Annotated in this window: 20 protein-coding genes and 1 pseudogene; 10 read left to right on the forward strand and 11 right to left on the reverse strand. The window is 62.7% G+C overall.

Annotated elements, in window-relative coordinates; translation table 11 throughout:
* Nucleotides 1-266: 266 nt before the first annotated feature.
* Entirely contained in the window at nt 267-611 is a 345-nt protein-coding gene (locus BCEP18194_RS02785) for a DUF3088 domain-containing protein (protein WP_011349772.1), read from the forward strand.
* A 46-nt stretch (nt 612-657) separates the two neighbouring features.
* Nucleotides 658-1,656 (forward strand): ABC transporter substrate-binding protein, encoded by a 999-nt coding sequence (locus BCEP18194_RS02790; RefSeq protein WP_011349773.1) that lies wholly within the window; start codon nt 658-660, stop codon nt 1,654-1,656.
* 134 nt (nt 1,657-1,790) lie between these two features.
* Here BCEP18194_RS02790 and BCEP18194_RS02795 read toward each other — a convergent pair whose 3' ends face one another.
* Nucleotides 1,791-2,210: a hypothetical protein gene (locus BCEP18194_RS02795; protein WP_244272851.1), complete on the reverse strand. Its 420-nt coding sequence runs from the start codon at nt 2,208-2,210 to the stop codon at nt 1,791-1,793.
* A gap of 275 nt (nt 2,211-2,485) precedes the next feature.
* On the opposite strand from BCEP18194_RS02795, the gene BCEP18194_RS02800 reads away from it, so the two are divergent.
* A complete protein-coding gene (locus BCEP18194_RS02800; protein ID WP_244272853.1) occupies nt 2,486-2,812 on the forward strand; it encodes a hypothetical protein in 327 nt (108 codons plus the stop codon).
* Nucleotides 2,813-2,866: 54 nt separating this feature from the next.
* Nucleotides 2,867-4,522, forward strand: a complete 1,656-nt coding sequence (locus BCEP18194_RS02805) for a tetratricopeptide repeat protein (protein WP_011349776.1) — start codon at nt 2,867-2,869, stop codon at nt 4,520-4,522.
* 110 nt (nt 4,523-4,632) lie between these two features.
* Here BCEP18194_RS02805 and BCEP18194_RS40995 read toward each other — a convergent pair whose 3' ends face one another.
* Nucleotides 4,633-5,934 (reverse strand): glycosyltransferase family 9 protein, encoded by a 1,302-nt coding sequence (locus tag BCEP18194_RS40995; RefSeq protein WP_063712413.1) that lies wholly within the window; start codon nt 5,932-5,934, stop codon nt 4,633-4,635.
* Between the two features lie 1,069 nt (nt 5,935-7,003).
* Here BCEP18194_RS40995 and BCEP18194_RS41000 point away from each other — a divergent pair.
* On the forward strand, nt 7,004-7,270 hold the full coding sequence (locus tag BCEP18194_RS41000) for a hypothetical protein (RefSeq protein WP_157687102.1): 267 nt from the start codon (nt 7,004-7,006) through the stop codon (nt 7,268-7,270).
* Nucleotides 7,271-7,287: 17 nt separating this feature from the next.
* The gene (locus BCEP18194_RS02815; RefSeq protein WP_011349778.1) at nt 7,288-8,931 is read left to right on the forward strand and encodes a DUF2334 domain-containing protein; all 1,644 of its coding nucleotides are present in this window, start codon (nt 7,288-7,290) and stop codon (nt 8,929-8,931) included.
* 587 nt (nt 8,932-9,518) lie between these two features.
* Here BCEP18194_RS02815 and BCEP18194_RS02820 read toward each other — a convergent pair.
* On the reverse strand, nt 9,519-10,388 hold the full coding sequence (locus BCEP18194_RS02820) for a S66 peptidase family protein (RefSeq protein ID WP_011349779.1): 870 nt from the start codon (nt 10,386-10,388) through the stop codon (nt 9,519-9,521).
* Nucleotides 10,389-10,699: 311 nt separating this feature from the next.
* Complete coding sequence (rpoD, locus tag BCEP18194_RS02825) at nt 10,700-12,733, reverse strand: RNA polymerase sigma factor RpoD (RefSeq protein ID WP_011349781.1); 2,034 nt, start codon at nt 12,731-12,733, stop codon at nt 10,700-10,702.
* Between the two features lie 166 nt (nt 12,734-12,899).
* On the opposite strand from rpoD, the pseudogene BCEP18194_RS42415 reads away from it, so the two are divergent.
* Both BCEP18194_RS42415 and BCEP18194_RS02835 read left to right on the forward strand, forming a co-directional pair.
* Nucleotides 12,900-13,040: pseudogene (locus BCEP18194_RS42415) on the forward strand (ISNCY family transposase); the annotation flags it as partial.
* 1,031 nt (nt 13,041-14,071) lie between these two features.
* Nucleotides 14,072-14,461 (forward strand): hypothetical protein, encoded by a 390-nt coding sequence (locus tag BCEP18194_RS02835; RefSeq protein WP_011349782.1) that lies wholly within the window; start codon nt 14,072-14,074, stop codon nt 14,459-14,461.
* A 94-nt stretch (nt 14,462-14,555) separates the two neighbouring features.
* On the opposite strand, the gene BCEP18194_RS02840 is transcribed toward BCEP18194_RS02835, so the two are convergent.
* On the reverse strand, nt 14,556-15,449 hold the full coding sequence (locus tag BCEP18194_RS02840; RefSeq protein ID WP_157687104.1) for a hypothetical protein: 894 nt from the start codon (nt 15,447-15,449) through the stop codon (nt 14,556-14,558).
* Between the two features lie 390 nt (nt 15,450-15,839).
* Here BCEP18194_RS02840 and BCEP18194_RS02845 point away from each other — a divergent pair, with 390 nt between their 5' ends.
* The gene (locus BCEP18194_RS02845) at nt 15,840-16,154 is read left to right on the forward strand and encodes a hypothetical protein (protein ID WP_011349784.1); all 315 of its coding nucleotides are present in this window, start codon (nt 15,840-15,842) and stop codon (nt 16,152-16,154) included.
* Nucleotides 16,155-16,620: 466 nt separating this feature from the next.
* Nucleotides 16,621-17,991, forward strand: a complete 1,371-nt coding sequence (locus BCEP18194_RS02850; protein ID WP_011349785.1) for an MFS transporter — start codon at nt 16,621-16,623, stop codon at nt 17,989-17,991.
* Nucleotides 17,992-18,451: 460 nt separating this feature from the next.
* Here the strand turns inward: BCEP18194_RS02850 and BCEP18194_RS02855 are convergent, their stop codons facing one another.
* From BCEP18194_RS02855 to BCEP18194_RS02880, 6 genes are all read right to left on the reverse strand, one after another.
* On the reverse strand, nt 18,452-18,613 hold the full coding sequence (locus BCEP18194_RS02855) for a hypothetical protein (protein ID WP_244272855.1): 162 nt from the start codon (nt 18,611-18,613) through the stop codon (nt 18,452-18,454).
* 400 nt (nt 18,614-19,013) lie between these two features.
* Nucleotides 19,014-19,694, reverse strand: coding sequence for a Fe2+-dependent dioxygenase (locus tag BCEP18194_RS02860; protein WP_011349788.1), 681 nt, complete (start codon nt 19,692-19,694; stop codon nt 19,014-19,016).
* A gap of 43 nt (nt 19,695-19,737) precedes the next feature.
* Nucleotides 19,738-22,110, reverse strand: a complete 2,373-nt coding sequence (locus BCEP18194_RS02865; protein ID WP_011349789.1) for a TonB-dependent receptor — start codon at nt 22,108-22,110, stop codon at nt 19,738-19,740.
* A gap of 36 nt (nt 22,111-22,146) precedes the next feature.
* Complete coding sequence (locus tag BCEP18194_RS02870) at nt 22,147-22,977, reverse strand: ABC transporter ATP-binding protein (RefSeq protein WP_011349790.1); 831 nt, start codon at nt 22,975-22,977, stop codon at nt 22,147-22,149.
* Nucleotides 22,974-24,056: a FecCD family ABC transporter permease gene (locus BCEP18194_RS02875; protein WP_011349791.1), complete on the reverse strand. Its 1,083-nt coding sequence runs from the start codon at nt 24,054-24,056 to the stop codon at nt 22,974-22,976. Before BCEP18194_RS02875 ends, BCEP18194_RS02870 begins: the two co-directional genes overlap by 4 nt.
* Nucleotides 24,053-25,258, reverse strand: a complete 1,206-nt coding sequence (locus BCEP18194_RS02880) for an ABC transporter substrate-binding protein (RefSeq protein WP_011349792.1) — start codon at nt 25,256-25,258, stop codon at nt 24,053-24,055. The genes BCEP18194_RS02875 and BCEP18194_RS02880 overlap by 4 nt, the downstream gene beginning before the upstream one ends.
* Nucleotides 25,259-25,298 lie beyond the last annotated feature (40 nt).

Here is a 25,298-nt window from a genome sequence, read left to right on the forward strand (position 1 = left end):
GGGCGCTGTCATATCGATCGACGAAATCGTTCGATGTGCGCAATACAGGTGGCCCGGCGCGCGATGTTTTTACGCAACGCCCGCTGTGCGACGAGCGGCCGTTGCGCTACGTGTGCCCGCATATCGATTTCGCAAAACGTTGGTAGGGCCGTGCGACGCAGGACGGTAGAGTCGGGCATCCGGCCTCGGGCCGGCATGCTCCGGGAGCAGAAGGGCGCGCAAGCGCGTTTGTCCCGGCTGAACAACGAACACGGGAGCCGTTTGTCATGAGTCGCGATGTGCTGTTTCTGCTGGAGCCGGGCTTTGCCGATCCGAAGCATCCGGGCCAACGCTTCGTCTGTCCGCATGGACTGTCGATCGAGGGGCTGCTGGCGAGTGCGCCCGATCGAGCGGGGCGAATCGACGTGAAACGTGTCGGCTTCGAGCGGCCGCGGCACGCGGTGATCGACGCGCTCGACGATGCCCACCAGGGGCTGCCGGTTCTCGTGCTCGGCCGCGACCAGCCGGCGCCGGACGACGCACAGACGCTCGGCGACGTACGCTTCGTCACCGACGCGCGCCGCATCCTCGAACTGCTGGTCGAACGCCACGGATTTCCGGTGCTGCATTGACGCGGCGGCTTTCACTTCCCGCTTTATCGACCGACAGGAGCCCCTGATGTCGTCAATTTCGGCGGCGCGCCGCCGTTTGCTGCTTGCGGGCGCGGCGGTCGTGGCGGCGCCATGGGCCGCGAAGGCTGCATTCGCGGTGCCGGACGTCAACGCGGATCTCGCCGGCACCACGTTGCGCGTCGCGACCTACAAGGGCGGCTGGCGCGCGCTGCTGCAGGCAGCCGGGCTGGCCGACACACCGTACCGGATCGACTGGCGCGAGCTGAACAACGGTGTGCTGCACATCGAGGCGCTCAACGCCGATGCGCTCGACATCGGTTCGGGCAGCGAAATTCCGGCCGTGTTCGCCGCGCGCCAGAAGGCCAACGTGCGGCTCATCACCCGCGTGCGCGAAGACCTGAACAACCAGGTCACGCTCGCGCGCAAGGATACGCCGATCCGCAGCATCGCGGACCTGAAGGGCAAGCGCGTCGGGTACGTGCGTGCGACGACGTCGCACTACTTCCTGTATCGCCAGCTCACGGAGGCGGGCCTGAGCTTCGACGACATCCAGCCGATCAACTTGTCGCCGACCGATGGCTTGTCTGCCTACGATCGCGGTGACATCGACGCATGGGCGATCTACGGCTACAACGGCCAGCTTGCGCGCAATCGCTACGGTGCGCGCGTGCTGAAGACAGGGAAGGGCTATCTGTCGGGCAACTTTCCGGTCTATGCGAACCCGCGCACGCTCGACGATGTGCGTCGTCGCGCGGCGACGGGCGATCTGCTGCTGCGATTCCGGCGCGCGTATGCGTGGGCGAACGGGCATTTCCGCGACTATGCGCTCGTGCAGAACCGCGAGACGCGCGTGCCGGTTGCCGATCTCGTCGCGATGTTCGACCAGCGCAGCGAAGACTACGCGCTGCTGCCGGTGACGCCCGACGTGGTAGCGCAGCATCAGCAGGTCGCGGATGTGTTCGCGCGGATCGGTGTGCTGGACGGGCCGGCCAATGTCGAGCCGCTCTGGGATACGTCGTTCAACGCGCTGGTCGCTACGACGTGATCGGGGGCAATCAGAAGATCCCCGTGTGAGAGGGGGATTCAGGGTTCACGCGCATGTTGAAAGCGCTGTTTCCCCAGTGTGATCGAGGCGTCACGCGCGGCGTGGCCCTCGTCGAAAGGTCTTGCGTGACCGGATCAGGCGAACGTCGTCGCGACCATGATGCCGAACACGACGCCGATCGCAATTCCGCAGAGCCGCCCGTAAATCGATGCGCGCACATTGTCGTCGAGCACGAACGGCGAGCGCTTGTGCTTCCATACCGTGCTGAATGCCACCGGGCGGGTCAGCAGGGCGATGCATGCGATCAGCACCGGTGTGGCGATGAGCATCGCAATGCGCTGTCCGTTCCAGTCGACGCCATGCATCGCCAGCGAAACGAGCGCAGCAAGCGGAACCTCGACGCACAGGCCCAGCAACGAACCGTTGACGAATGAATCTCCGGGGGACTGAAACATGATCGGTCCTAGCGTTCGAATGAAATCGGCGCCCGGCTCGAGCTCCCGAAGATAAAAAAACACGGCCGTTGCCCACGGTCGATCGACCGCGTTCGGCATTAGCCAGGATGACGGCCGGATAGTACGGCAAATCATTGGCCTATTGACGGTCATTCAAGCTATTTAACAAATGTCCCGAGTTGGAGCGCATTTTTATGCTGCATCGGGATATCGTGCCGTGATAAAAATCCGGCACCTAGTCGTTGTTGGCGCGCGTAGAGGCTGCGCGGCCGACATGGCTGCAGCGCGTTGCCGTTCCGGCACGAAATATGACCCTGGTCGGTTTCCGGATCTACCGGGCTTGTTCCGGAGCGGGGCACGGGTGGAACGAACCGATGGCAACGGCGAAGCATCACCGATTCAACGCCGGGGCGACGGCAAGCTGTACGCTTTGGTGCGGATTGCCGGTACTGACGGTTCCGGGCGACAGGCTTGCCAGCCGCTATGACGCGAGTCTTCTGGCGGCGGTCGGGTTGCCGGAGTTGATTGCGCCGGATATCGATGCGTATGGGGCCATCGCAGTGGATCTTGCACGCTCTCCTGGCAGGCTCGGCGCGATCAGGCAAAGGCTCCGTGAGGCGAGGGGCCAGTCACTGCTTTTATTGCAGCGATATGCCAGCGGGTTGCCGCCGGACACGATCGACCTGGCGGTCGCGGATTGACAACGCCAGACGCGCCAGCACGACGGATATCGGGGAAAAGGAATCTGCTGGATAATGCGCAACAAAGATGATGGACAGATGGGTGCTGTCTCATTGCATAACTTGCTATCGGGGATTGGGATGTCGTTTGATGAGGACTTCAATGGCGTCGCGGCACAGGTGCGCGAGGCGGAGGCTGCCGGACAGTTCGACCGGGCGGCCGATCTTTTCCACGTCCTGTTTGAACGATATCCTCGTAGCGACGTCGCTCTAAAATCCTGTCTGGACGCGTTATTGCGTCAGGGGCAAGCAGGCAAAGCGCTCGAGGCTTGCGAGCGCGCCATTGCCGCGACACCCGAATCGACCGTTCCGTGGCGCGAAAGAGCGCTTCTCTGCTTCAATCACCTGAACGATCCCGCCGCCGCCATCGCCAGCTTGAAAGACGGGCTGGCGGCGTTTCCGTCCAATGCCGAGTTGCATCTGATGCTTGCCGACGCGAGTTTCCAGATGCTCGACTTTGAGACGTCACGCCGGCATGGGATGAAGGCGGCCGAATTCGGCGATCTGACCATCGCGTTGCGAGCACGCCATCGATTCATTGAGGATCACGAAGGTGCCGTACACATCGCACGCGCCATTCTGGAAAGGTACCCGACGGAGATCGGTGCGCTTGTGCAGGGCGGTATTTCGCTCTACTTGCTGGGGCGCTTTGAAGAAGGTATCGGCTATCTGTACCGTGCCGCCGAACACGATCCCTATCGGGGCGAAGTCATCTTTCCGCTGGCGAATCTGCTCTTGCTGCTGGGTGACACAAAGGCCGGATGGCGCCGATACGAAATGCTCGCGGATCTTGCATCGCTCCGCAGCGGCCCTCGTGAATTGACCACCTATCACGACCGCCTGTGGCGCGGACAGCCTCTTGATGGCAAGCGCATTCTGGTGATCAGCCATCTCGGCCTCGGCGATTGCCTGATGTACGCCCGTTACGCCCGAGACCTGAAGGCGGCGGGCGCCCACGTCACGCTCTGCGTCAAGCCGGAGTTGATGCAGCTTCTGCGAGAACTCGAAGGCGTCGACGAGTTGTTGAGCGCCTGGCCCCTCGAGACGTGGGGCAACTACGATTACTGGATCTTCGAAAACCTGCTGCCCGCGAGATTGGGGGCGAGTGACGGGATCGTGCCTACCTACCGGGACGGCTATATCAAGCTGAAAGACCCGGACGCCGCCAAGGCACTGAACGAGCGCAGTCGCCCATCCGAGCGGTTGCGAATCGGCCTGTGCTGGGACACGTCGCCCAATTATTTTGCGGGGCGCTCCCGCAGTCTCTTGCCTGAAGACCTTCAGCCGTTGGCCGAGATTGAAAACGTCGACTGGTTCGTGCTTCAGAAACATCCGCTCGAGCCGGATTTCGCGGCACGTAGCGGGCTGTCGATCCTGAATCGATCCGATGAATGGAGCGATCTCTACGATACGGCGGTATTTGCGGCATCCCTCGATCTGACCATCTCGATCTGCTCGGCGCCCGTACACCTGGCTGGTTCGCTGGGCCTGCCAGCGTGGGTCATGCTGGGTGCGCCGGAGTGGCGGTGGGGCGCGCAAGGCGACACGGGGCCCTGGTATCCGCACATCCGCGTCTTCCGGCAGGCGACACCCGGTAACTGGCGTAGCGTTACCGAGGCGGTGCGTGCCGCACTCGAATCGGAGCGCGGGGGCTTGCGTCGAGTGGCTTGACGGGCAACAAAGCGTCGTCGAAGCGGAACATCAATGCGCTCTCGGCGTGGCGAACGTCGCTTAGACGCGTGGCGTGCCGTGTGCCTGGCGGATGTGCGTACCTGGATTGGCTACCATGCCACGTCCTTGCCAGACAATGCATCCGCCATCTCCAAGATCGGGCTGCTCCAGTCGCCTAATGCTGGTTGCCGATACAAATGCATGGACCGGTACCACGGCGTATCGCGATGGGTGTTGGACCAGCGCTCATCGCATGCGGCCGACAGCAACAGCCACACTGGCCTCCCGAGTGCTCCAGCGAGGTGGGCTGGCCCGGTATCCACCGTAATCAATAAATCCAGCGCATTGAGAATGACGGCTGTATCGCCAAGATCGTTCAGTTCGTCGCCAATGACGCCAATGCCGTGTTGATCCAGCAGTGCATGCTCTTCGTCGGTGATCTTGCCGAACTGCAGCGCATGGAAACGGCACTCTGGCGCACCAAACAATGGCGCAAGTTGCTCCAGGGCGATTGATCGATACGGTTCATGACGCACCGACGTACCGCTGCGCCAAATCAAGCCTATCTCGCGAACACCATCGCGTCGATTGTTGAAAATGTTGGCGACACGTGGCGTCATTTCCCGTCCAGCCGGCGCCTGCACGTATGAGTTCGTCCAGCTCGGGAAGTATGGCGTCGTCTGATACCGGGCAAAGAGGTCGAAGGTGCAGAGGATGCAATCGCTTTGGTCAATTGCGTCGCTGGCGTTCTCGACAAGTGTGACCCAGTCATAGGAGGCGAATATCGGAGCCAATATGCCTGGTGCCTGCAAAACGATAGCCGACGCGCCTTCGTCCCGTAACAAGTGCAAGTACCGGGAAAACATGATCACATCGCCGAGACCACCTTCCTGGAGGATGAGCACACGCCGTCCAGCGGCTGATTCGTCGAACCGGAGCAGCTTGTTGACAATCCGTCCGTACTCGCTCGTATCGGACGGGTAGATATTTGAAACGACACCGGCTCGCCCCCATGCATCACGCGAACGCCGATTCAGCGCATGGGCTTCACGAAAACGACCTTGAGCGTACTGCGCGATCACGAGTTCGACTTTCAAAACCCGGCGGTCGGGTTCGTGGTGAAGTTCCGCGAGTGATTGCATCAACAGAGGCTCGGCCTGCGCAAAAAGGCCGAGATAGTTCATGTCGATGCCGACCTGCGCGCGAAGAAACGGGTCCTCGACCTGATCGGCGATTTCTTTCGCCACGCGTATGGCTTCTTCGGCATGACCTGAGAGCCTGAGCGCGCGACTCAGTGCAAGTCCAGTGCTCGCGGATTTGTCCCGCAGGTAGGCCTTGTATGCGGCGTCGAGCTCGGATTGATCGCGTGTCAATGTGTCCCCTGTGATTCTTTGGTGTGGATGAATGCGCATGGCCGGCTTCGAAATCGCAAGCATCCGGAATCAATTCATTTCAAGTCGTTCGATTTCGCGCTATCGCGAAGCAATTCGGGCGATGAATGGTAAGTGTCAGGCAGTGTAGCAAACCGGTTGAGTGCTCGAGCGGACAGTGCTTGCGTGCTGCGTTGACACAGCGCGCAAGCAGGATCTGCGTTCCGAGGGCCCGGATCACCGCCACGCCTGGGGAGTATCTGACACTGGTTCGGTTGAGTCCGCTGAAAAGACGCGACGCTTGCGATGAGACGCTTTGTCGAAGAGACGGGGAGTTGGCTAACCTGGATTGGTTTGTTCGGATGAAAGCCATCCCGATACTCGATCGACGATAGCCAGAAGATCGGCTTTGATCATCCGACATCATTCTTCGACGAAATTCTTGCCCTTTCGAATAGGTTCACCCTCTATCGAGCGCGTGTCGATGTGAATCTGACGAGGCGGCCGGGCCAGCCAGACAAGCCGTTGTTGTCCAGCAGCACGACGTCTCACGCTCGAAACGTTCGGATATTCAGTCGAATCCTGGCTGAAAATTCGTGATCCAGATCATTTTTCACTTCACCTGCCGGCGTAACGAACGCCAGGTGTCGATGAATTCCCTCGTTTCGCTACTGGCACGGATGAACTTTGGAGCAGGTGCCGCCGCGTACCGTCACCTTACGTTTCGTCGACGTAACGTTTTCATATCTTTCAACGCTCTCCTGTTTGTACTGTTTCCGGGCCGCTTCGACGGGACGGAGACTGGCACCGTTAATGCATGCGTGACCGACGTAGCGATCAGCGAGCCTGCGGCTGCACTTTCGACATCCGTCTCAGTGGTCGGCTCTTTCGACGTGTAGCGGTGGTCTTCACACTCGGGTCGATGTGACCGATGCAACCGACGGTTCATTCGTCAGGCGAGCAACGATGCGTGGCGCTATTCGTATGAGGTTGTATCAGGCACGCATACCCCTTCGGTGCGCGTCTGCCTGACGCTCAAGGTGCGCACGAGGCGCTTTTCCCAATCGCACACCCCAGTTCTCAGCCAGAGGTCAGTGAAAGGAGTTCTCCAATGAAAGCCTCGCTCAAGGTTACTGCGGCGTGTGCCGCGATTTCGTCCGCGATTGCATTGACGGGTACTGTCTGGAGCGCCGGAATCCCGAGTGCTTCGGCCCCACACGCGCGCGTGACACCTCCACCACGCGCGGTTGTAGCGACCGAAATCATGCCCGGCGTGCCGGAGGAGGGGAAACGCCATGCCGAGCGCGAGCATGGCAGGGGACCGAACTTCAAGGAAGGCAAACATCGTCTGAGCAACGGCAACTTTCAGCGCGACTAGGCGCGGAGGAGATCACCATGAAGAAGCTCGTTCTCGCGTGGGTGCTGGTGCTCGGGGTCGTATTTGCCCCGGTACCGTCGTCCATGTTCGCGCAGACCACCACGGCGAAAGTCCTGGTGCTCTATGATGCCCCGCCAAACGACGCGTACTCGAAACTCGGTCTGGCGTACGCGATAATGCTGCGCAACCTGCTTGGCCATTTCAACACCAATGTCACGCTTGCGCCCGTCGACAGCTATACGGCCGGAACGGTCGAAAAGTATCAGGCGACTTTCTATCTCGGGGACTACTACAACAACACCATTCCATCCGCTTTTCTCGCTGACGTCGTCAAGACGTCAAAGACGGTGGTCTGGTTCAAGAACAACCTGTGGGAAGTCGCATGGGATCCCTCGTACAACTTCACGGCCCGCTATGGATTCACTTTCACCGGGATAAGTGGACTGGCCAACACGCCAACGAGCAGCAACCCGAACCCGAACTTCTTCGACACGGTGCTTTACAAGAACATGAGCATGGTCAAGTACTATGCGTTCAACGCCAGCACCGGCGTGGTTAGCGCGGATCCGGACATTGGTGTCACTGCGGTGTCCGATGCGACAAAGGCCAATGTCCTTGTCACCATCAAGAACAGCCAGACGGGTGCGCAGGCGCCGTACGTCATGCGCGCGGGCAATTTCTGGTACTTCGCCGACATGCCGTTTTCGTACATCGGGCCACGCGACCGGTACCTGGTGATTTGTGACCTGCTGCATGACATTCTCGGGACCAACCAGCCGGTGCTGCATCGCGCGATGGTGCGTCTTGAAGACGTCAACGCGTTCACGACCACGTCGTCGATGAAGACGCTGACCGACTACATGTATTCAAAGCGCATACCGTTTTCCATCGCGACCATTCCGCGGTACGAAGACCCGCTTGGCGCCTATAACAACGGCGTGCCGCTGACAGTACACCTCGCGCAGGCGACCGGTCTGAAGCAATCGCTCAATTACGCGCTGGCCCGAGGCGGCAAGGTCCTGATGCACGGCTACACGCATCAGTACAATTCAACGCCGAATATTGTCAACGCGGTGAGCGGCAATGACTATGAGTTCTGGCTTGCCACGCAGAACCGCCCCGTGGACGAAGATTCGACACAGTGGGCTTCGGCGCGTCTGAGCGCGGGCCTGCAGGAATTTTCGTCGAATGGCTATGTTCCGTTTGCGTGGGAGGCGCCGCATTACCAGTCTTCGCCCCTTTCCATCAAGGCCGTTCCGCCGCTATTCAAGACAACCTACCAGCGGGCCGTCTACTACACGTCAGATCGGCCGAACCTGAATTCGACCGCACCGAATCACGATTTTTCGGTTGGCCAGTTCTTCCCGTATATCATCAACAGCGACTATTACGGGCAACGGGTGCTGCCTGAGAACCTCGGAAACATCGAATACAACATATGCAGTATCGATCCGTCCTCGTGTCTGGCATACACGTGGCAGGATCTCTACACGAATGCGCAGTACGCACTGACGGTCCGGGATGGTTTCGCATCCTTCTTCTTCCATCCATTCTGGCTTGAGCCCGATCTCGGCACGCCCGGCCTGCAGGATTTGCAGAGCCTCGTGAGCGGGATAACCGGTCTCGGCTTCCAGTGGGTTGCTGCGTACGACGCCAAGTAGTGTTGATGTTCAACGGGAATTGACCGTAAGCGGTGCCGCATCGGTGTCTATCCAACGATGTACTGAGCGAGGAGCATAGGTGTCGACCTCATTTTGTGAGGTGGACACCTATATCCACGCCGAACGCCATCGAGAACATCAACTCGCAGTTGTGCAGGATCATCGCGACCCGAGGACACTTCCGGACCGACGAGCGGCCTCGACGCTCATCAGGCTGGTACTGCGCAAGACGAGGCCGGCAGAGAGCCAACACTGGATATTCAGACGGACGAGTTCGTACGGCGCTGCACTTGGCAGATGCTGCGAATAGCCCAGACCCAAGATAGGTGGAGAACTTTCAACCAGGAATTGCGGACGCTGTTGTTTTGTGGTGCCTCGATAATTTTACATAATGATTATGATCAATTTTTTCTACGCTGGTGCATTTGGAATGTGTTGCGTCCTAAGCCGTGGATCGGCCATTTCGGCGCAACACTGAGCTCCGTAGATGGTACTTATCTGCGTTGCACTAAGGTTCTATTGGCATACGGCAGTCTCGTTGGAGTCATGAAGTCCAGCAACTCCATCTTCATGCCTTCAATTCGATGCTACTCGACGAACCGGATCGCGCTGTTCTCGATGGCAGCCTGGTTGCCGTATTGCCAAGTGATGTTGCGGTGTTCATGTCCGATCGGCAGACCCGAGTAGATCGGCAGGCCGAAGCCGCCCAGCACGTCGACAAGCATCTGCTCGAGCGTGAAATCCGCGCCGTCCGGGATCGGGCAGCGCGTGAATTGCCCGAGCACGAACGCGCGGGCCCCGTCGAACGCGCCGCTCAGGCGCAGTTGCGTCAGGCTGCGGTCGAGCCGGTAGCCGAATTCCGTCACGTCCTCCAGCAGCACGATCGCGTCGCGTGAGCGAAGCGACCAGCGTGTACCAGCAACGCTCGCGAGCACCGTCACGTTGCCGCCGCACAGACGTCCCCGCACCGCACCCGAGGCGCCGGACAAATGCCGCAGGCTTAGCGGGGCGCGTTCGCCACCGGTCAGCACGGCGCGCATGTCGGCACGCGTCGCGTCGTCGACCTTGGTCGCCAGGCTGTGGAATGTCGGACCATGCAACAAGCGCACGCCGGGCCGGTCTGCAAGCGCGCAGAATAGCGACGTCGCGTCGGAAAAACCGATGATCGTCTTCGGCGTCGCGATCTCGTCGGGCAGGTGCTCGAGCAGATGCGCGCAACCGAATCCCCCTCGCGCGAGCCAGACGATATCGATTGACGGATCCATCAAGGCGCGCCGCAGATCGTCCGTGCGCTCCTCGGCGGTACCGGCGAAATAGCGGTACCGGCTGCCGAGATGTGCGCCCGTCGTGACCTTGAAGCCCCAGCTTTCGACGAGCGCGATGCCGCGCTCGATTCCTTGCGGATCGGGCACACCTGCGGGCGCGACGACGCCCACTGTCTTGCGGCTTGATTCCATTGAACGGATACCGTGAGGATAAGAACCCGCTGAATATACCCGGTACCACTCGCGAGCCGCTCACACCTGCGAGGCGACATTGAATGCGGAGAGATGCCATTCTCCGTCGTCCGCGAATCCGATTTGCTTCCACCGCCGCGACGGGAAGGCGCTCGCGGAAGGCAACGCAGCGAGTGAAGCCGGCCGCCAGCATCAAGCCGCTGTCAGTTTTCCCTACAGCGAATACGCCCGGTCACGACAGCGATCAGGCCGGCACGTGATCGCTTCAAATCTGGAACCGGGCGTCGAACGGTTACGACGCCCGGCTTGCCTCAGCGCTCAAGAAAGGGCCTGAGCTTGTCTGCACGGCTGGGATGCATCAGCTTGCGCATCGCCTTGCTCTCAATCTGACGGATTCGCTCGCGAGTCACGTCGAACTGCTTGCCAACCTCTTCAAGCGTGTGATCGGAGTTCGTGTCAAGCCCGAATCGCATCCGCAGAACCTTGGCCTCGCGCGGCGACAACCCGTTGAGTGCCTCGTCGATCGCCGCGCGCATGTTCGCGTGAATCGCCGCCTCGGCCGGTGAACTCGCCGAGACATCCTCGATCATGTCGCCGAGCGTTGCGTCGGCGTCGTCACCTACCGGGGTTTCGAGCGAGACAGGTTGCTTGGCGATCTTGAGGATACTGCGCACTTTCTCCTCGGACATCTCCATGCGCTTTGCCAGCACTGCGGGATGCGCTTCCTGCCCTGTCTGTTGCAAGATCTCGCGCGATATCCGGTTCAGCTTGTTGATCGTCTCGATCATGTGGACCGGCACGCGAATGGTCCGCGCCTGATCGGCGAGCGCACGCGTGACAGCCTGCCGGACCCACCAGGTCGCGTAGGTCGAGAACTTCCAGCCGCGCCGGTATTCGAACTTGTCCACGGCCTTCATCAGGCCGATATTGCCCTCCTGGATCAAATCCAGGAACTGCATGCCGCGGTTCACGTATTTCTTGGCGATTGAAATGACAAGGCGAAGGTTCGCCTCGATCATCTCGCGCTTGGCCTGCCGCATTTTCAGTTCCGCGGCGCTCATCTGGCGGTTGATCTGCTTGAGCTGCTGGAGCGGCAACGAGACCCGGGACTCGATGTCGACGAGTTTCTGCTGCGCCGCCTGAATCGCCGGTTGATGTCGCTCGAGCGCCGCGCCAAACTGCTGCGAGGTTGCCGCCGTGCGGCTCGTCCAATCGAGGTCGGTCTCGTGGCCCGGGAACGACTCGACAAACGCGTCGCGCGGCATGCCGCAACGGTCGACGGCAATCGCCAGAACGCTGCGCTCGATCGCGCGAACCTCAGTCACTTGCCCATGCACGATCTCGCAAAGGCGGTCGATGGTCTTGGCGGTAAAGCGGATCGGCGCGAGTTCACGCTGGATCGCCGCGCGCACCTGCGCGGCGGCTGCGGAACGGGCTTCGCCAGTGACAGGCACATCCGGCAACTGCTCGAACAGTGCACGCACGCGCGCGAAAATCACGAGACTGTCGTTCGTGAGTTCTTCGAGGCGTGCCGCGTTCACCTTCTCCGAATCCCCGGCGTCCGTTTCGACGTCGTCTTCGTCCGAATCGTCATCGGCGGCGAGCACTTCCGCCTCCTCTTCCTGGGACTCCGGCGTCATTTCGCTTTCATCGGTGTCGACACTGATGCCATCGACCAGTTCGTCTATGCGCAGTTCGCCGGCTACGATGCGGTCGACATCGGCGAGAATGGTGGACACGATCGACGGACATGCGGCAATCGCTTGAATCATGTCCTGCAGACCGTCTTCGATCCGTTTCGCGACCTCGATTTCACCGGCGCGGGTCAGCAGTTCGCTGGCCCCCATTTCACGCATGTACATCCGAACCGGATCCGTGGTGCGGCCGAATTCGGAATCGACAGTCGATAACGCAGCTTCCGCCTCCTCGTCCGCCTGATCGTCGGATGCCACGGCCGGCGCAGCTTCGGTGAGCAGGAGCGCTTCGGCGTCCGGCGCTTGTTCGTACACCGCCACGCCCATGTCGCTGAACGTGCTGACGATGGTGTCCATCGCCGCCGTTTGGGCAAAGTTGTCCGGCAGGTGATCGTTGATGTCCGCGTGGGTGAGATAGCCGCGCTCGCGACCGAGCGCGATCAACGCGCGCATCTGGCGCTGGCGTTCCTCATTCTGGCGCGCCAAGGACGCGATGTCCGTCGGTGTCAGGGCCTGAGCCTGGGCCTTACCCTTCGACGCACGGCGGCCGGCTTTTGCCGTGGCCGTGACTTCCGGGGAGGTGGAATCGTTCCGATCAGAAATTGCCAATACATGCTCCTCAGCAGATGAGCCAACGATCGTCGCGAGCATGACGCCAGAATAGGTTGCCTGCCGGGATGCGAACGGAATCGCGATACGCACAGATAGTCGAGGCCGGGACGCCCCGCCCAAAATCCGTATGCGTAGCTTGTGGGGGGCGAACATGATAGCGGAATTTATTGTGCGGCACAACAAGGGGCCCCTGGATGTCCATCCCCGGATCGACGGCAGCGACCATCGGTGGTTCGAGGATCGGGCGCCGGCCTGTACGCTGCTGGCGTATGTGGACGACGCGACGAGCCGATTGACGATGCTGCACTTCATGCGGACCGGATCGACCTTCAGCGACTTCGACGCATCAAGGTGCCGTTGTTGAGCACAAGCGCTTGAGTCATGTGCTGCCCGTCGCGCAAGCCCTTCAGGTGCAGCGCGATAACAGCCGAATAAGTAAAGCTCCGTCTCGAACGCATCGAGGTGACTCGACGCGAACCCATCGAAACGAGGCCGAGCCGGCCGGGCAGGAAGAATCAATGCGAGATCACGCAGGCCGATGTGGAGCATGTGATCGCGGATCCGGTGCGACGTCGGCAAACCGCAAAGCCCGCAGACAAACCTGGCCGTCGGTCTGCAAAAGCGTAGGAATCCACCGTGAGCGCTCTGCCCGTTCAAGCACCGATCTTCGACACTGCGTAACGGTCAAAACGAGGAAGCAGAAGTAGCAAAATCAACCATAACCCTGGATATTTTTAAATAACTGGCAGGTGAATATATGGATCGGGGTATGACATTGGGCATATGTAAACGTTTCTGGCTGCATTAATGTCAATCAATCGGCGCCAGATGTTAAGAATTCGAATGAAGAATTTAATTAATTTTAAAAAAACTTATACTCATCTCTGAAAACGTAAAGACGAGGAATTTTGAATACTTTGCGAAATCATGAAATTTCATAGATGTAACGGCATCGCGCGAAAAATTGGGGCCGCCACGCGGAATTGGCTGAACGATATGCCGTCCCTGGATGCGTTCACAGGCATGGTGCTATCAAAAGCCGCTCTCGACGACGTACCGTCCCCGAACCTCCCCACGATCGCAGCAAACATCAAGACGTGCTGGCTCTCGAAATGACGTGGAAGGCATGATCGAGAATGTGAAATTGAGCTGACTTTTATACAGCCAGATGCAACGCCTGTGGCGCTGTGAAAGGGTGCAAATGCCACCGGCATTCATCTGTATGGATATTTACTCGGAAAATACGCGTCTTTGATTTTCATCCCTGTCAGGCTTTACAGGGTGTATCCACGGTATTCGACGCCTATATTGCTTTGGCAGGTGCGCGACCGACGCGCTCGACTGCATCCTTCAAATCCATAAAAAATGGAGATCGCCATGGCAAACGTACCTCTCACCGGCACCTATACCTCGTCGGACAAGAATTTCACATTCAAAATCACGTCCGCCGATCCATCCAATGGCGTCATCGCTGGCGTCTATACCACCAACTATAGCCCGATCGGTGCGTTCACTTCCGAAGGCAACGTCGGACACTATGGCTGGGTGTTCAGCAAGGCCCAAGGCAAGGACGGCGTCGCGCCATTCAATATCAGCTTCGGTGGCAGCCAGCGCCCCGACCAACGTCCCTACAACATTGTCGATAGCTGGAACGGCGCTTATTTGACCAACAACACAATCGTTGCCGAAGGGACGCGCTCCTTCGTCAATAGCGATGGCGTGGTCGAAGTCGGTAGCCTGGGCACGTTGAAATTCACGCTTGGCTAAGTTGGGTTGTCGCGACGTTGGCGGCGGCAAATCATCGCTGCCGCATTGATGGACCACACCATTGACTGGCGCGTCAGCAGTCCGGTCGCCGGTGTCACTGAATGTCCCGCTGCACGATGACCCATCGCTCGCATTCACCGGCCGAACCGCGTGGGCAATCCAGGATCGTTTGCGCGTCGTCGGTGAGCACGTAGGTATCCGATGGCGGCGGCCGGCCGGCTTCCGGCAGCTGCAATGCGACCCATGTTCCCGAGCGGCGCGTCCATAGAAAAAGCTGGCTCGGCAGTTCGACATCGCCGACCAGGATCCGATTTCCGTCCGGTGACACCGACACGACCCTCGGTGCGATCCAGTAATCAGAAGGCAGCGGCAGAACGACCGACGCGCCGGCCGTCACGCGCCACTGTCCGTCCTCGTCGACGACGGGCGGGCATTGAGACGGATCGTGCCTCGGTTCGCTTGCCGGAGCGCCCGGATCGTCGACGCATTGCGATCCTCGTTTCTCGCCGCGATCGACCTCGACGTCGTTCAAGCGCACTATCCGGATGTGTTCGACCGGGCGATCGCAAGGTTGCACGTCGCTGATCCAGCCATAACCGAGCCAGCCGACGTGTTCGACGAAACAGGTCGTGCCGCCGCCGAACCGGCCGCCGGGGCGACGCACGCGCTCGATGCCCCGGTTTGCTGCGTCCGGAAACAGGAGGCCGGTCGCGGTATATCGGTGTCGCGGAATGCCCTTCCCTCCGCCGGTTTCCGCCTGCCAGTCGAACTCGCGTGCCAGCACGCTGCGCGTCTGGCTCGAGCGCTCCTTCATGCGATTGACGGTTGACGTGTCGAAGCAAAGCAGCGCCAGCGCGAACAGCGTGCCGCACAGGAGCAGGACGAACCACGCGCCCAGCACGCGGTCGCGATTATCGACGCTTGGGAAGTACTCGAGATTGTGGCGGGCGGGTCGCATGATCCACGCCCACACGAGCGATGCGTACAACAGCATCGCGAGCAGACGCGCGACGAACAGCGCGAAATTGCCGGTCTGCAGATCGATCGTGCCGGCATTGTCGATACGGCCGGTGATCCATAGCGCGACGGTCATCAGCAACGCGTCGGCGGCAAACAGCACGGCTGCCCGTTTCCAAAGGGAAAAACGCAAGGGGATGATCAGTCGCATGCCGGTGCGTGGGGAGGTGCCGTCGATCCGCGACGGCGGACATTCCGCGCCATTCTATACAGGTTGCGGTGGGCTGCCACGTGCGTCGGTGACGACCTGTCGGCACATGATGCCGGCCTCGCAGCGATCGCGGCCAGCGCCCACATGGCCGATTTTCGGTGGATCCTCGCGCAGCGTTAGAATAGCGCCCCCCTCTCACAGGAGACGAAAATGTCCTGGTTCGTTTACGAAGTGCCCGAATACCACGAAGACGCTCCGCGCATCGAGCCCTACAGCGACCTGCGCAGCCGTGTGCTGAAAATCAGCGGCGTGGCCATGGCCGACGAGCTGGAAAGCGTTCGCGAGAACGCCGCGGCGACGGCGGACAGCCCCGAGCGCCCCCTGCGTACGCCGGAAAATCCGCATGTCTTTCCGATTCCTTACGCCGACTCGATGATCCTGGTCGGGTTCATCTTCGATCTGAAACGCGAATTCCGGCAACTGGTCGTGTCTCCCGTGGAAATGCCCTGGCTGAAAGACGCGTAAAAGGTGACCGTCCTGGTTGGTCCACCGCTACTCACCTCGTAGCGCGTAGCCGCTTGCCCTTGTTTTTCGACTGACTTTTGCAGCACTGCGATGGCTTCACGCTCGCTATCGACGATTGTCTGAATGTCTGCGGCGGTCACCCTCGCGCGCGTGTTGCGCATGCAGATCAGCCGGTTCGACGTCGTGCGCTGACGGTCGCGCAGCGCGAGCCGTAACGCGCTCAGGTACGGTCGTCGAATTTCCCGCGATACTCTCGATCAGCGCATCTGCGTGTGGCCGGTTCGAACCTCACGCCAACCTCATCGCTACAGCGGCGAATGACGGATAAATATCATATTCTGATATATAAGGATCGCTGACCAAAAGGCCTGCGCGCCGAGGGAGCCATGCGCAGCTCGCGCTTGCCGGAACCTGTCGCGGGGCGTATGGTTGATTTCTCTATCGCCCTTTCTCGGGGGATATCAAAATGGCTGCCATGCAATCCGCGGCCACGCCCCTCTCCGACGAGGAAGCCCGGCGCCAGTTGCGCCGCGCCGTCATCGCCAGCACGATTGGCACCACGATCGAATGGTATGACTTCTTCCTCTACAGCACGGTCACCGGCCTGGTCTTCGCAAAGCTGTATTTCCCGCAATCCCACCCACTCGTCGGTACGCTACAGGCGTTCCTGATCTACGCCGTCGGCTTCGTCGCGCGGCCGGTCGGCGCAGCGATCTTCGGCCATTACGGCGACCGCATCGGACGCAAGGCCACACTGATCGTGACCCTGTTGCTGATGGGGCTCGCCACCTTCGCCGTCGCCTTCGTTCCGACCTACGCCACGATCGGCATCTGGGGTGCCGTCATCCTCACGGTACTGCGCTTCATCCAGGGCGTCGGCGTGGGCGGCGAATGGGGCGGCTCGGTCCTGATGTCGATGGAGTGGGCGCGCACCAATGCGCATCGCGGTTTCGTCGCGTCGTGGCCGCAGTTCGGCGTGCCAGCGGGATTGTTTCTCGCCAACCTTGCCGTACTGGCCATGAGCTGGTTTTCCGGCAGCGCTTTCCTGACGTGGGGCTGGCGCGTACCGTTTTTCCTCAGCATCGTGCTGGTGGCGATCGGGCTCTATATCCGTCTGAATATTCTCGAGACGCCGATCTTCGCGAAGCTGCTGGCCGAGCGTCGGATCGAGAAGACGCCGATGCTCGAAGTGCTGCGCAAGCAGCCGAGGGATATCGTGCTGTCGGCGTTTGCGCGGATGGCCGAACAGGCGCCGTTCTATATCTATACGGCGTTCGTGTTCACTTACGGGATCACGGCGCTGGGCGTTACGCGCGAATTGTTGCTGGCGGCAGTGCTGGTCGCATCCGTGGTCGAGTTCTTCACCATTCCGCTGTTCGGGCACGTGTCGGACCTGATCGGGCGGCGGCGGATGTACATGATCGGCGCGGCTGCCGTCGGTGTATTCGGATTCGTCTACTTCGCGATGGTCGATAGCCGGAATCCAGTATGGATCTTCGCAGCGATCGTGTTGTCGCTGGTCCCGCATTCAATGATGTACGGACCGCAGGCTGCACTGATCGCCGAGTCGTTCACCGGGCGGCTGCGGTATAGCGGCGCGTCGATGGGTTATCAGCTCGCGTCGGTCATTGCCGGTGGCCCGGCACCGCTGATCGCAACGGCGCTGTTTGCCTACTACCACTCGGGGTACGCGATCGCGGTGTACGTGCTGGCGTGTGCGGTACTGAGCGTGGTCGCCGCGTCGAAGCTCGGGGACTATACGAACAAGGATATTTCGCGGGAATACGACGACGCTCGGGGTTTGGCAGATCACGGGCACGCACCGCCGGTGACTTGACGAACTGGCCAGCTCAGGCTGGCGATGGGGCCGCAGCCGCGATCCCATCGCGTCAACGGCGCGAGAACGACGTTGCTTGCGGGCGCATCGAAGCTCCTTTGGCCGCCGTCATGTGATCAAACCGGTCGCGAACGCAAACGCGACTGCGATCGCATTCGACACGGTCACGCGCATTTCCGGTGCCGTGGTCAATGCGGGCGCGACGGCCCTGGGCGACGCCATATCGTCGGCGGGCGACACGCTCGGCCGCGCCACGAGACGGCACCGGACGCCGCAAAATACCGAGCCGTCCCGTCCGGGCAGGTCTGACGACGGGGCGCGATACGCGGTACACGTGCCGCAACGCTCGTGATCCGGCGCTCGCCGTTCGGCGGGCGCGTTTCATCTGGATCGAAATCGGGAGAGCCGCCGGACGGCGGGATCGGCGCTGTCGCGCAGCGGTTCGTCCGGCGTAACCGCGTTACCGCTCGCTGACCTTCACGCGCGGCAGCCATTCGGACTCGGCGCCCTGCGTGCCTTTCAGATGGGCGGGAATCGCGTCCTGTGCGTGCGCGCCGAGGCGACGTGCCGCCTCGGTGTCGAGATGCCGGCCGTCGAACGTCGATTGGCGACGGGTAATCATGTTGATGCGAAGACGTTTTGCCGCCATGGTCGGTATTCCTTGAGAAAACGGTACCCCGCCAACTGGCGAAGTGCCATAGATTTACGCGAGAAAAATGTCGCTGCGATGACGCTGCGCGCGACCCGAATCCGCCGCCATCGTATCGCTGCGTCACATGTGCCGCAGCGGTCAGCGCCCCGCCGCCTCGCCAGCCCCAACGCCTCAAGGTAGCGATGGACGGACTGGCACGGCAGCAAGCAACTCATGATGGACAAGCAGCAACGCTTCGAGTTCAGTGCGCTCAGCGTTCGTCAAGATCCTCGACTTACCGCGCGTTGCTCCTGCGCCCTTTTGCTGCTCCTGGCAGATTCCCTCCTCACCCTCGCGACGTTCCTTTCAGGATTTCATCGAGCAATCCCCCTCAAGCATCCGCCCACATCCTCAACAGGTTGTGATACGCGCCCGTGAGCTGCAACAACGACTCCCCGTCCGCGTCCCGCTGCGTCAACCGCTGGATCGCGACATCCATGTCGAGCAGCAGACTCCGCTGCGCATCCTCGCGCACCAGGCTCTCCACCCAGAAAAACGATGCCAGCCGCTCGCCACGCGTCACGGGCTCGACCTTGTGCACGCTCGATCCCGGATACAGGATCATGCTGCCGGCGGCGAGCTTCGCGTGGTGCTCGCCATACGTGTCGCGCACGACGAGTTCACCGCCGTCATAACTCGCCGGATCGTTCAGGAACAGCGTCGCCGACAGATCGGTCCGGACGCGTTCGCGCGACGCACGGATGCCACGCACCGCGTTGTCGACGTGATAGCCGAACGACTCCCCGCCCGCATAGCGGTTGAACAGCGGCGGATAAATGCGCTTGGGCAGCGCCGCCGACATGAACACCGCGTTCTGCGCGAGGCGGCGAATGATCTCGTCGCCGATCTCGCGCGCGAGCGGATCGTCGCCGTCGAGTTGCCGGTTCTCCTTCACGCGCCGCGATTGCGCGCCGGCCGTCGCACGGCCGTCGATCCATTGTGCTGCCCGCAGCCGCTCGACGAGCTGGGCGGCCTCTGCCGGGCTGAACACGCCCGGAATCTCGATCATCATCGTGTGCTCTCCTTCGAAGCGGATGCGGTGGCGCTCGCGCGTGTCAGAACCGGACGTCGGCGGTCGCCATGACGGTGCGCCCTGCTCCCGGCACGCCGTACAACTGGAAGCCGTCGAGCGACGCGCCGATCGCCGAGTAATAGAACGTGTTGAACAGGTTCTGCACGTTCAGGCCGAACGTCAGATGCTTGTCGACTTCGTAGCGCGCGGCGATCGAGTGCAGCCAGAACGACGGCGCCTTTTCGCCGTCCGCGACGTACACGGGATGCTTGCCGCTCGCGCCGTTCACGGTGCTGCTGTTGTTGCTTTGGCCGCCGACGTAGCGGTTGTCGGTATAGCGCCGCGTGCCGACGTACTGCGCGCCGTAGCTGACCGACAGCTTCGGTGTGACGGCATACGTCGTCCACAGGTTGAACGTCGCGTTGGGCACGTTGGCGGGTCGCAGCCCGGCATTCGCGCCCTTTGTGATGCGTCCGCGCATCGCGGCAAATCCCGCGAATGCGGACCACCGGTCGGTCAGGTTGCCCGACACGCCGAGCTCGAGGCCGTCGACCCGGCGCGGCGGCAGCGCACGCACGACCGTCGTCGTGCCGTCGCCGTAGTCCCACGAATCGGACAGCTCGGTGCGAAACAGCGCGCCCGTCACCGACAGCCGGTGATCGAGCAGGTCCCATTTCGAGCCGAGCTCCCAGGTTTGCGCGACGGCCGCCTGCAGGTCCTGGCTCGACGTGTTGCCGTAGATCACGTTGTTGGTCGTCGCACCGACTGCCGACGGCTGCGCGGCCCGGCTGTAGGTTGCATACAGGCTGCCGAACGGCACCGGCTTGTACGTGATGCCGATGCGGCCGCTCAACGCGCCGTCGTTGCTGCGTGCGACGGTGTGCGCGTTCGCCGCGCCGTTGACCTGCTTCAGCGAGAAGCGGTCGTAGCGCACCGCGCCTTCGACGATCCACTTCGGCGTGACGGTCACGGTATCGCGCAGGTACACGCCCGCATCGGTCAGCGACGCATAGTCGCCCGCGCCGCCTTCGAGCGTCGGCACGCCGACCATGTTCGTGCCGTAAGCGTTCGTCAGGTTCATCACTGGATTCACCGACGGCGCGAGAATCGTGCGCGCGAGATCGCCGTAGCGCTCGTGATACACCTCCGCACCCGTAACGACGTCGTGATGCAGGCCGCCGGTGTCGAACGACAGGTTCAGGTTGGTTTCGTTCGCCACGATGTCGTAGCGCTTCGACGTGCCGTAGTTGCTGCCGCGCAGCACCGCCAGTGGCGATGCGTTCGCGATCGGTGCAAAGCCGCTGTATGACGCCAGCCCCGCACTGCTCGTGACGAGCGGCCCCGTGCCCGTGTACCCGTACGACGTGCCGCCGGTCGAGTTGAAGCGCGCGGGCGACAGCACGGTGATGCGGTCGGTCTGCTCGAACCGGCTGATGCTGGACATCCGCAGGTTGTCGTTGAAGTCGTGCTCGACCTTGACCGTCGCACGATCCGTCACTTCGCGATCGGTGAACAGGTTCGGGTCGCCGTACCAGCCGTTGCGCGGCACGCCCGGCATGCGCGCGCCGCCGGTGCCGCGTTCGATCGGCACGCCGGTGTCGGGCGTGTTGACGTCGTTCTGGTGCAGATAGTCGATGGTCACGCGCGTCGGCGTGCCGAGGCCGAGTGCGAGCGAGCCGGCCACGCCCCAGCGGTCGTAGTCGGTCACCGCGCGGCCGTCGACCGCGTTGTAGTGGCGCATCAGGTTCAGCCGGAACGCCGACGTCGGCGTCAACTGCTTGTTGAGGTCGGCCGTCACGCGCCGGTAGCTGGCGGTGCCGAGCGTCGTCGACAGGTGGTACGCGTCGCCGGCATGGGCTTCCTTGCTGACGAGGTTCACGCTGCCGCCCGGCGCGGCGACGCCGGACTCGATCGTGCCGGTGCCCTTGAACACCTCGACGCGCTCGACGTTGAACGTATCCGTGCGTCCCGCGAGGCCCGCGTCGCGAATGCCGTCGACAGTCATGCTCTGCTCGCCCGAAAACCCGCGGATCGTGAACATGTCGCCCCAGCCGAGGTTGCCCTCGCCCGACGTGAACGTGATGCCGGGCACGTTCTTCAGGATGTCCTGCAGGCTCTGCGCCTGCTGCTCGTCGAGCACCTTCTTCGGGATGACGGCGACGCTCTGCGCGATGTCCAGCAGCGGCGCGGTGAACTGGTCCGACTGGAGGAATTCGGTGCGGTACGGCGACGAATGCGCGTTGACGTCGATCGCGGGCAGCGTCGCGCCCGGCGACGACGAAGCATCCGGCGCGGCGGCCGAAACGCCCGGCTGCGCATGCGCGGCCGACAGCATGGCCAGCCCGAGCGTGGCGCCCAACAGGTTCGACAGCACGGCCGACGGCGATCGGCCGGCTCGTTGATGAGACGACGACATGAAACCTTCTGGTGATGAGAGTAATGAAGAGGACGGCTAGCGCGATGGGGCGGCAACCGGGTCGTGGGCGGCGAGCCCGTCGATCAGCACCTGGAGCTGGCCGTGCGAGCAGCGCTCGATGCGCGCGGCGACGCCGAACACGTCGGCGAGGCCGGCCGGCGTCACGACGTCTTCCGGCGTACCGAAGCGCGCGATGCGGCCGCGGTGCAGCAGCATCGCGCGGTCGCAACCTCGCAGCGCGGCGCTGATGTCGTGCAGCACGACGACCGTCACGAGCTGCCGTTCGCGCGTGATGTCGCGCAGCGCGGCCATCACCTGGTGCTGGTGATTCAGATCGAGTGCCGACAGCGGTTCGTCGAGCAGCAGAACCTGCGGATCGCGGGCGAGCGCCTGCGCGAGGCCGACGAGCTGGCGCTGGCCGCCGGAGAGTTCGTCGAGGGTGCGTAGCGCGAGTGCATCGATGCCGAGCCGGGCGAGCAACGCGAGTGCGACCGTGTCGTCCCCCTCTTCGCTCCCGCCGCGACCGGCCGGCATGAAGCCCTGCCGTGTCGCGCGGCGCGCGACGACGACCGATTCGAGCACCTGCAGGCGCACGCCGGCCGGCAACGTCTGCGGCAGGTACACGACGCCATGCGAACGCGCATCGCGCAGCCCCGGGACGAACGGCGGCGTGCCGTCGAGCGCGAGCGAGCCCGACGCAGCACGCGTCAGCCCGGCGAGCGTACGCAGCAGCGTCGACTTGCCGCTGCCGTTCGGGCCGAGCAGCGCGGTGATCCGGCCGCGCGGCAACGGCCCCGCGCTCAGCGACGCGAGCACGTCGCGCCGCCCGTAACGCACGGTCAACCCTTCGATCGTCAGCCCGCTCATGCTTGCCCTCCCTGCGACCGCACGACGATGCCGAGGAACAGCGGGATGCCGACCAGCGCGGTGACGATCCCGACCGGGATCAGCACGCCCGGCACGATCAGCTTCGATGCGATCGACGCGAGCGACAGCATCAGCGCGCCGAGCAGCAGGCTGCCGGGCAGATAGAAGCGATGGTCCTCGCCGAACAGCGTGCGCGCGAGATGCGGCGCGATCAAACCGACGAAGCCGATCGTGCCGACGAACGACACCGCAAGCGCGGACAGCGCCGATACCCGCAGCAGCGTCGCGAGCCGCACGCGCTTCACGTCGACGCCGAAGCTCGCCGCACGATCCTCGCCGAGCCGCAGCGCAGTCAGCGTCCACGCGTGACGCATCGACAGCGGCAACGCGATCGCGAGTGCCGTGCCGAGCACGGCGAGCTTCGGCCAGTCGGCGCGCGCGAGCGAACCGAGTGTCCAGAACACGAGCCCCTGCAGCGCGTCGGACGACGCGATGAACTGCATCAGCGAGACGAGCGCATGGAACGCGAACACGAGCGCGATGCCCATCAGCACGACGCCGGTGGTGTTCATTCCGCGCCAGCGCGCGACCGCATCGAGCACCAGCGCGGACAGGAACGCGAAAACGAACGCGTTCGCCGACACGACCCAGGTTTGCGCGATGCCGGGAATCGTCACGTCGAGCACGATCGCGAGCGACGCGCCGAACGCGGCGGCCGCCGAGACGCCGAGCGTGTACGGGCTGGCGAGCGGATTGGCGAGGATCGTCTGCATCTCCGCGCCGGACAGCCCCAGCGCCGCGCCGACGAGCACGGCCATCGCCGCATATGGCAGGCGAATCTGCCACACGATCACACGTGCGGCCGGATCGGCACCCGTGCGTTCGACGAGCGTGCGCAACAGCGTCGAAACCGGCATCCCGGACGGCCCGGACGACAGGTCGAACAGCACCGACACGACGATCAGCAATGCAACGACGACGAGCGCGGCCGCGCGTCGCCGTGTGAGCCGGCGGTAGTCGAGCAGGCTCGCGGCCCGGATACGGCCAGGAACGAGTTCCTGAAGCACGGCGTCGCTCATCGTGCCGCCTGCGACGTGGCAGCCGGCAGCGGCGCGTCGACCCACTCGGCGCCCTGCGGCGCGATCGCAAGGAAGCGGCGATGCAGTTCGGCCTGCGTCGCATGCACGTCGAGATCCTTGAACTGCTGCGGATAGAACCACTTCGCGAACGCTTCGATCGCGAGGATGTTGTACGGCGAGTCGTAGTAGTTGTGCGAGATGCCGTGCACGCGGCCGTCGTGGATCGCCTTGATCGCATCGAAACCCGGTCGCGCGGCGAGCTGCGCGAGGCTCGCCGCCGCATCGTGCGCACTCGTCCGAGCGCCGACGCGCAGCGACGCGAGCCCCGGCTTCGTGCGGCTGCCGGTCGCGATGTACACGTCGGGACGCGCGGCGATCGCCTGCTCCATGCTGATGTCGCCGAGTACGCCGGGCAGCAGCCCCGTGGCGATGTTGCGGCCGCCCGCGGCCGTCACGAACTCGCCGAAATTGCCGTTGCCGGCCGTGTGACAGCAGCCGGCATCCCACACGCCCGCGAGCAGGTCGACGAACACCTTCGGCCGCTGCGCGTCGGGAATCCGGTTCACGACCGACTCGATGCGCGCGAGATGCGCACGATAGAACGTTGCGTACGCATTCGCTTGCCCGGTGCGGTGCATGACCGCGCCGAGCAGCGCGATGCTCGGCAGCGTGTTCTGCAGCGGATGTAGCCGGAAATCGACGAACACGACCGTCGTGCCGGTCGCCTCCAGCTGCTTCACGAGCGCGTTGTAGCGGCTCGGGCCATGCCCGCCGAGACTGAAGATCGCGAGATCGGGCTTCAGGCTCAGCGCCTTCTCGGCGCTGATGCTGTCCTCGGTTGCCTGGCCGATCAGCGGGATGCGGCGGATTTGCGGAAACGCCTGGGCGTACGCGTCGTAGGTCTGCGGGTCCATCAGCGGCAGGTCGCCCTGCCAGCCGACGATGCGCGCGAGGGGCTGCGCGCCGTCGAGCAGCGCGACCGCCGACAGCAACCGGCTCTCACCGAGCAGGATCCGGCGCGGCGCCTGGGCCGGGACGCGCACCGTGCGGCCCGCCAGATCGGTCACGGCCACCGGCGCGGGCGACACCGCGGGAACCGGCTCGGCCGCCGCCGCCGTTGCGTGTGCAACGGTCGCGCCGACCATCCATGCGATTGCGCCGATGCACGCACGCCGCCCCCACGCCTGTCTGAAAATTGCCATAATGTCGCCTCTGAATGAGAATCATTGCCATTTGAAGGGC

The sequence above is a fragment of the Burkholderia lata genome, assembly GCF_000012945.1.
Lineage (GTDB): Bacteria > Pseudomonadota > Gammaproteobacteria > Burkholderiales > Burkholderiaceae > Burkholderia > Burkholderia lata.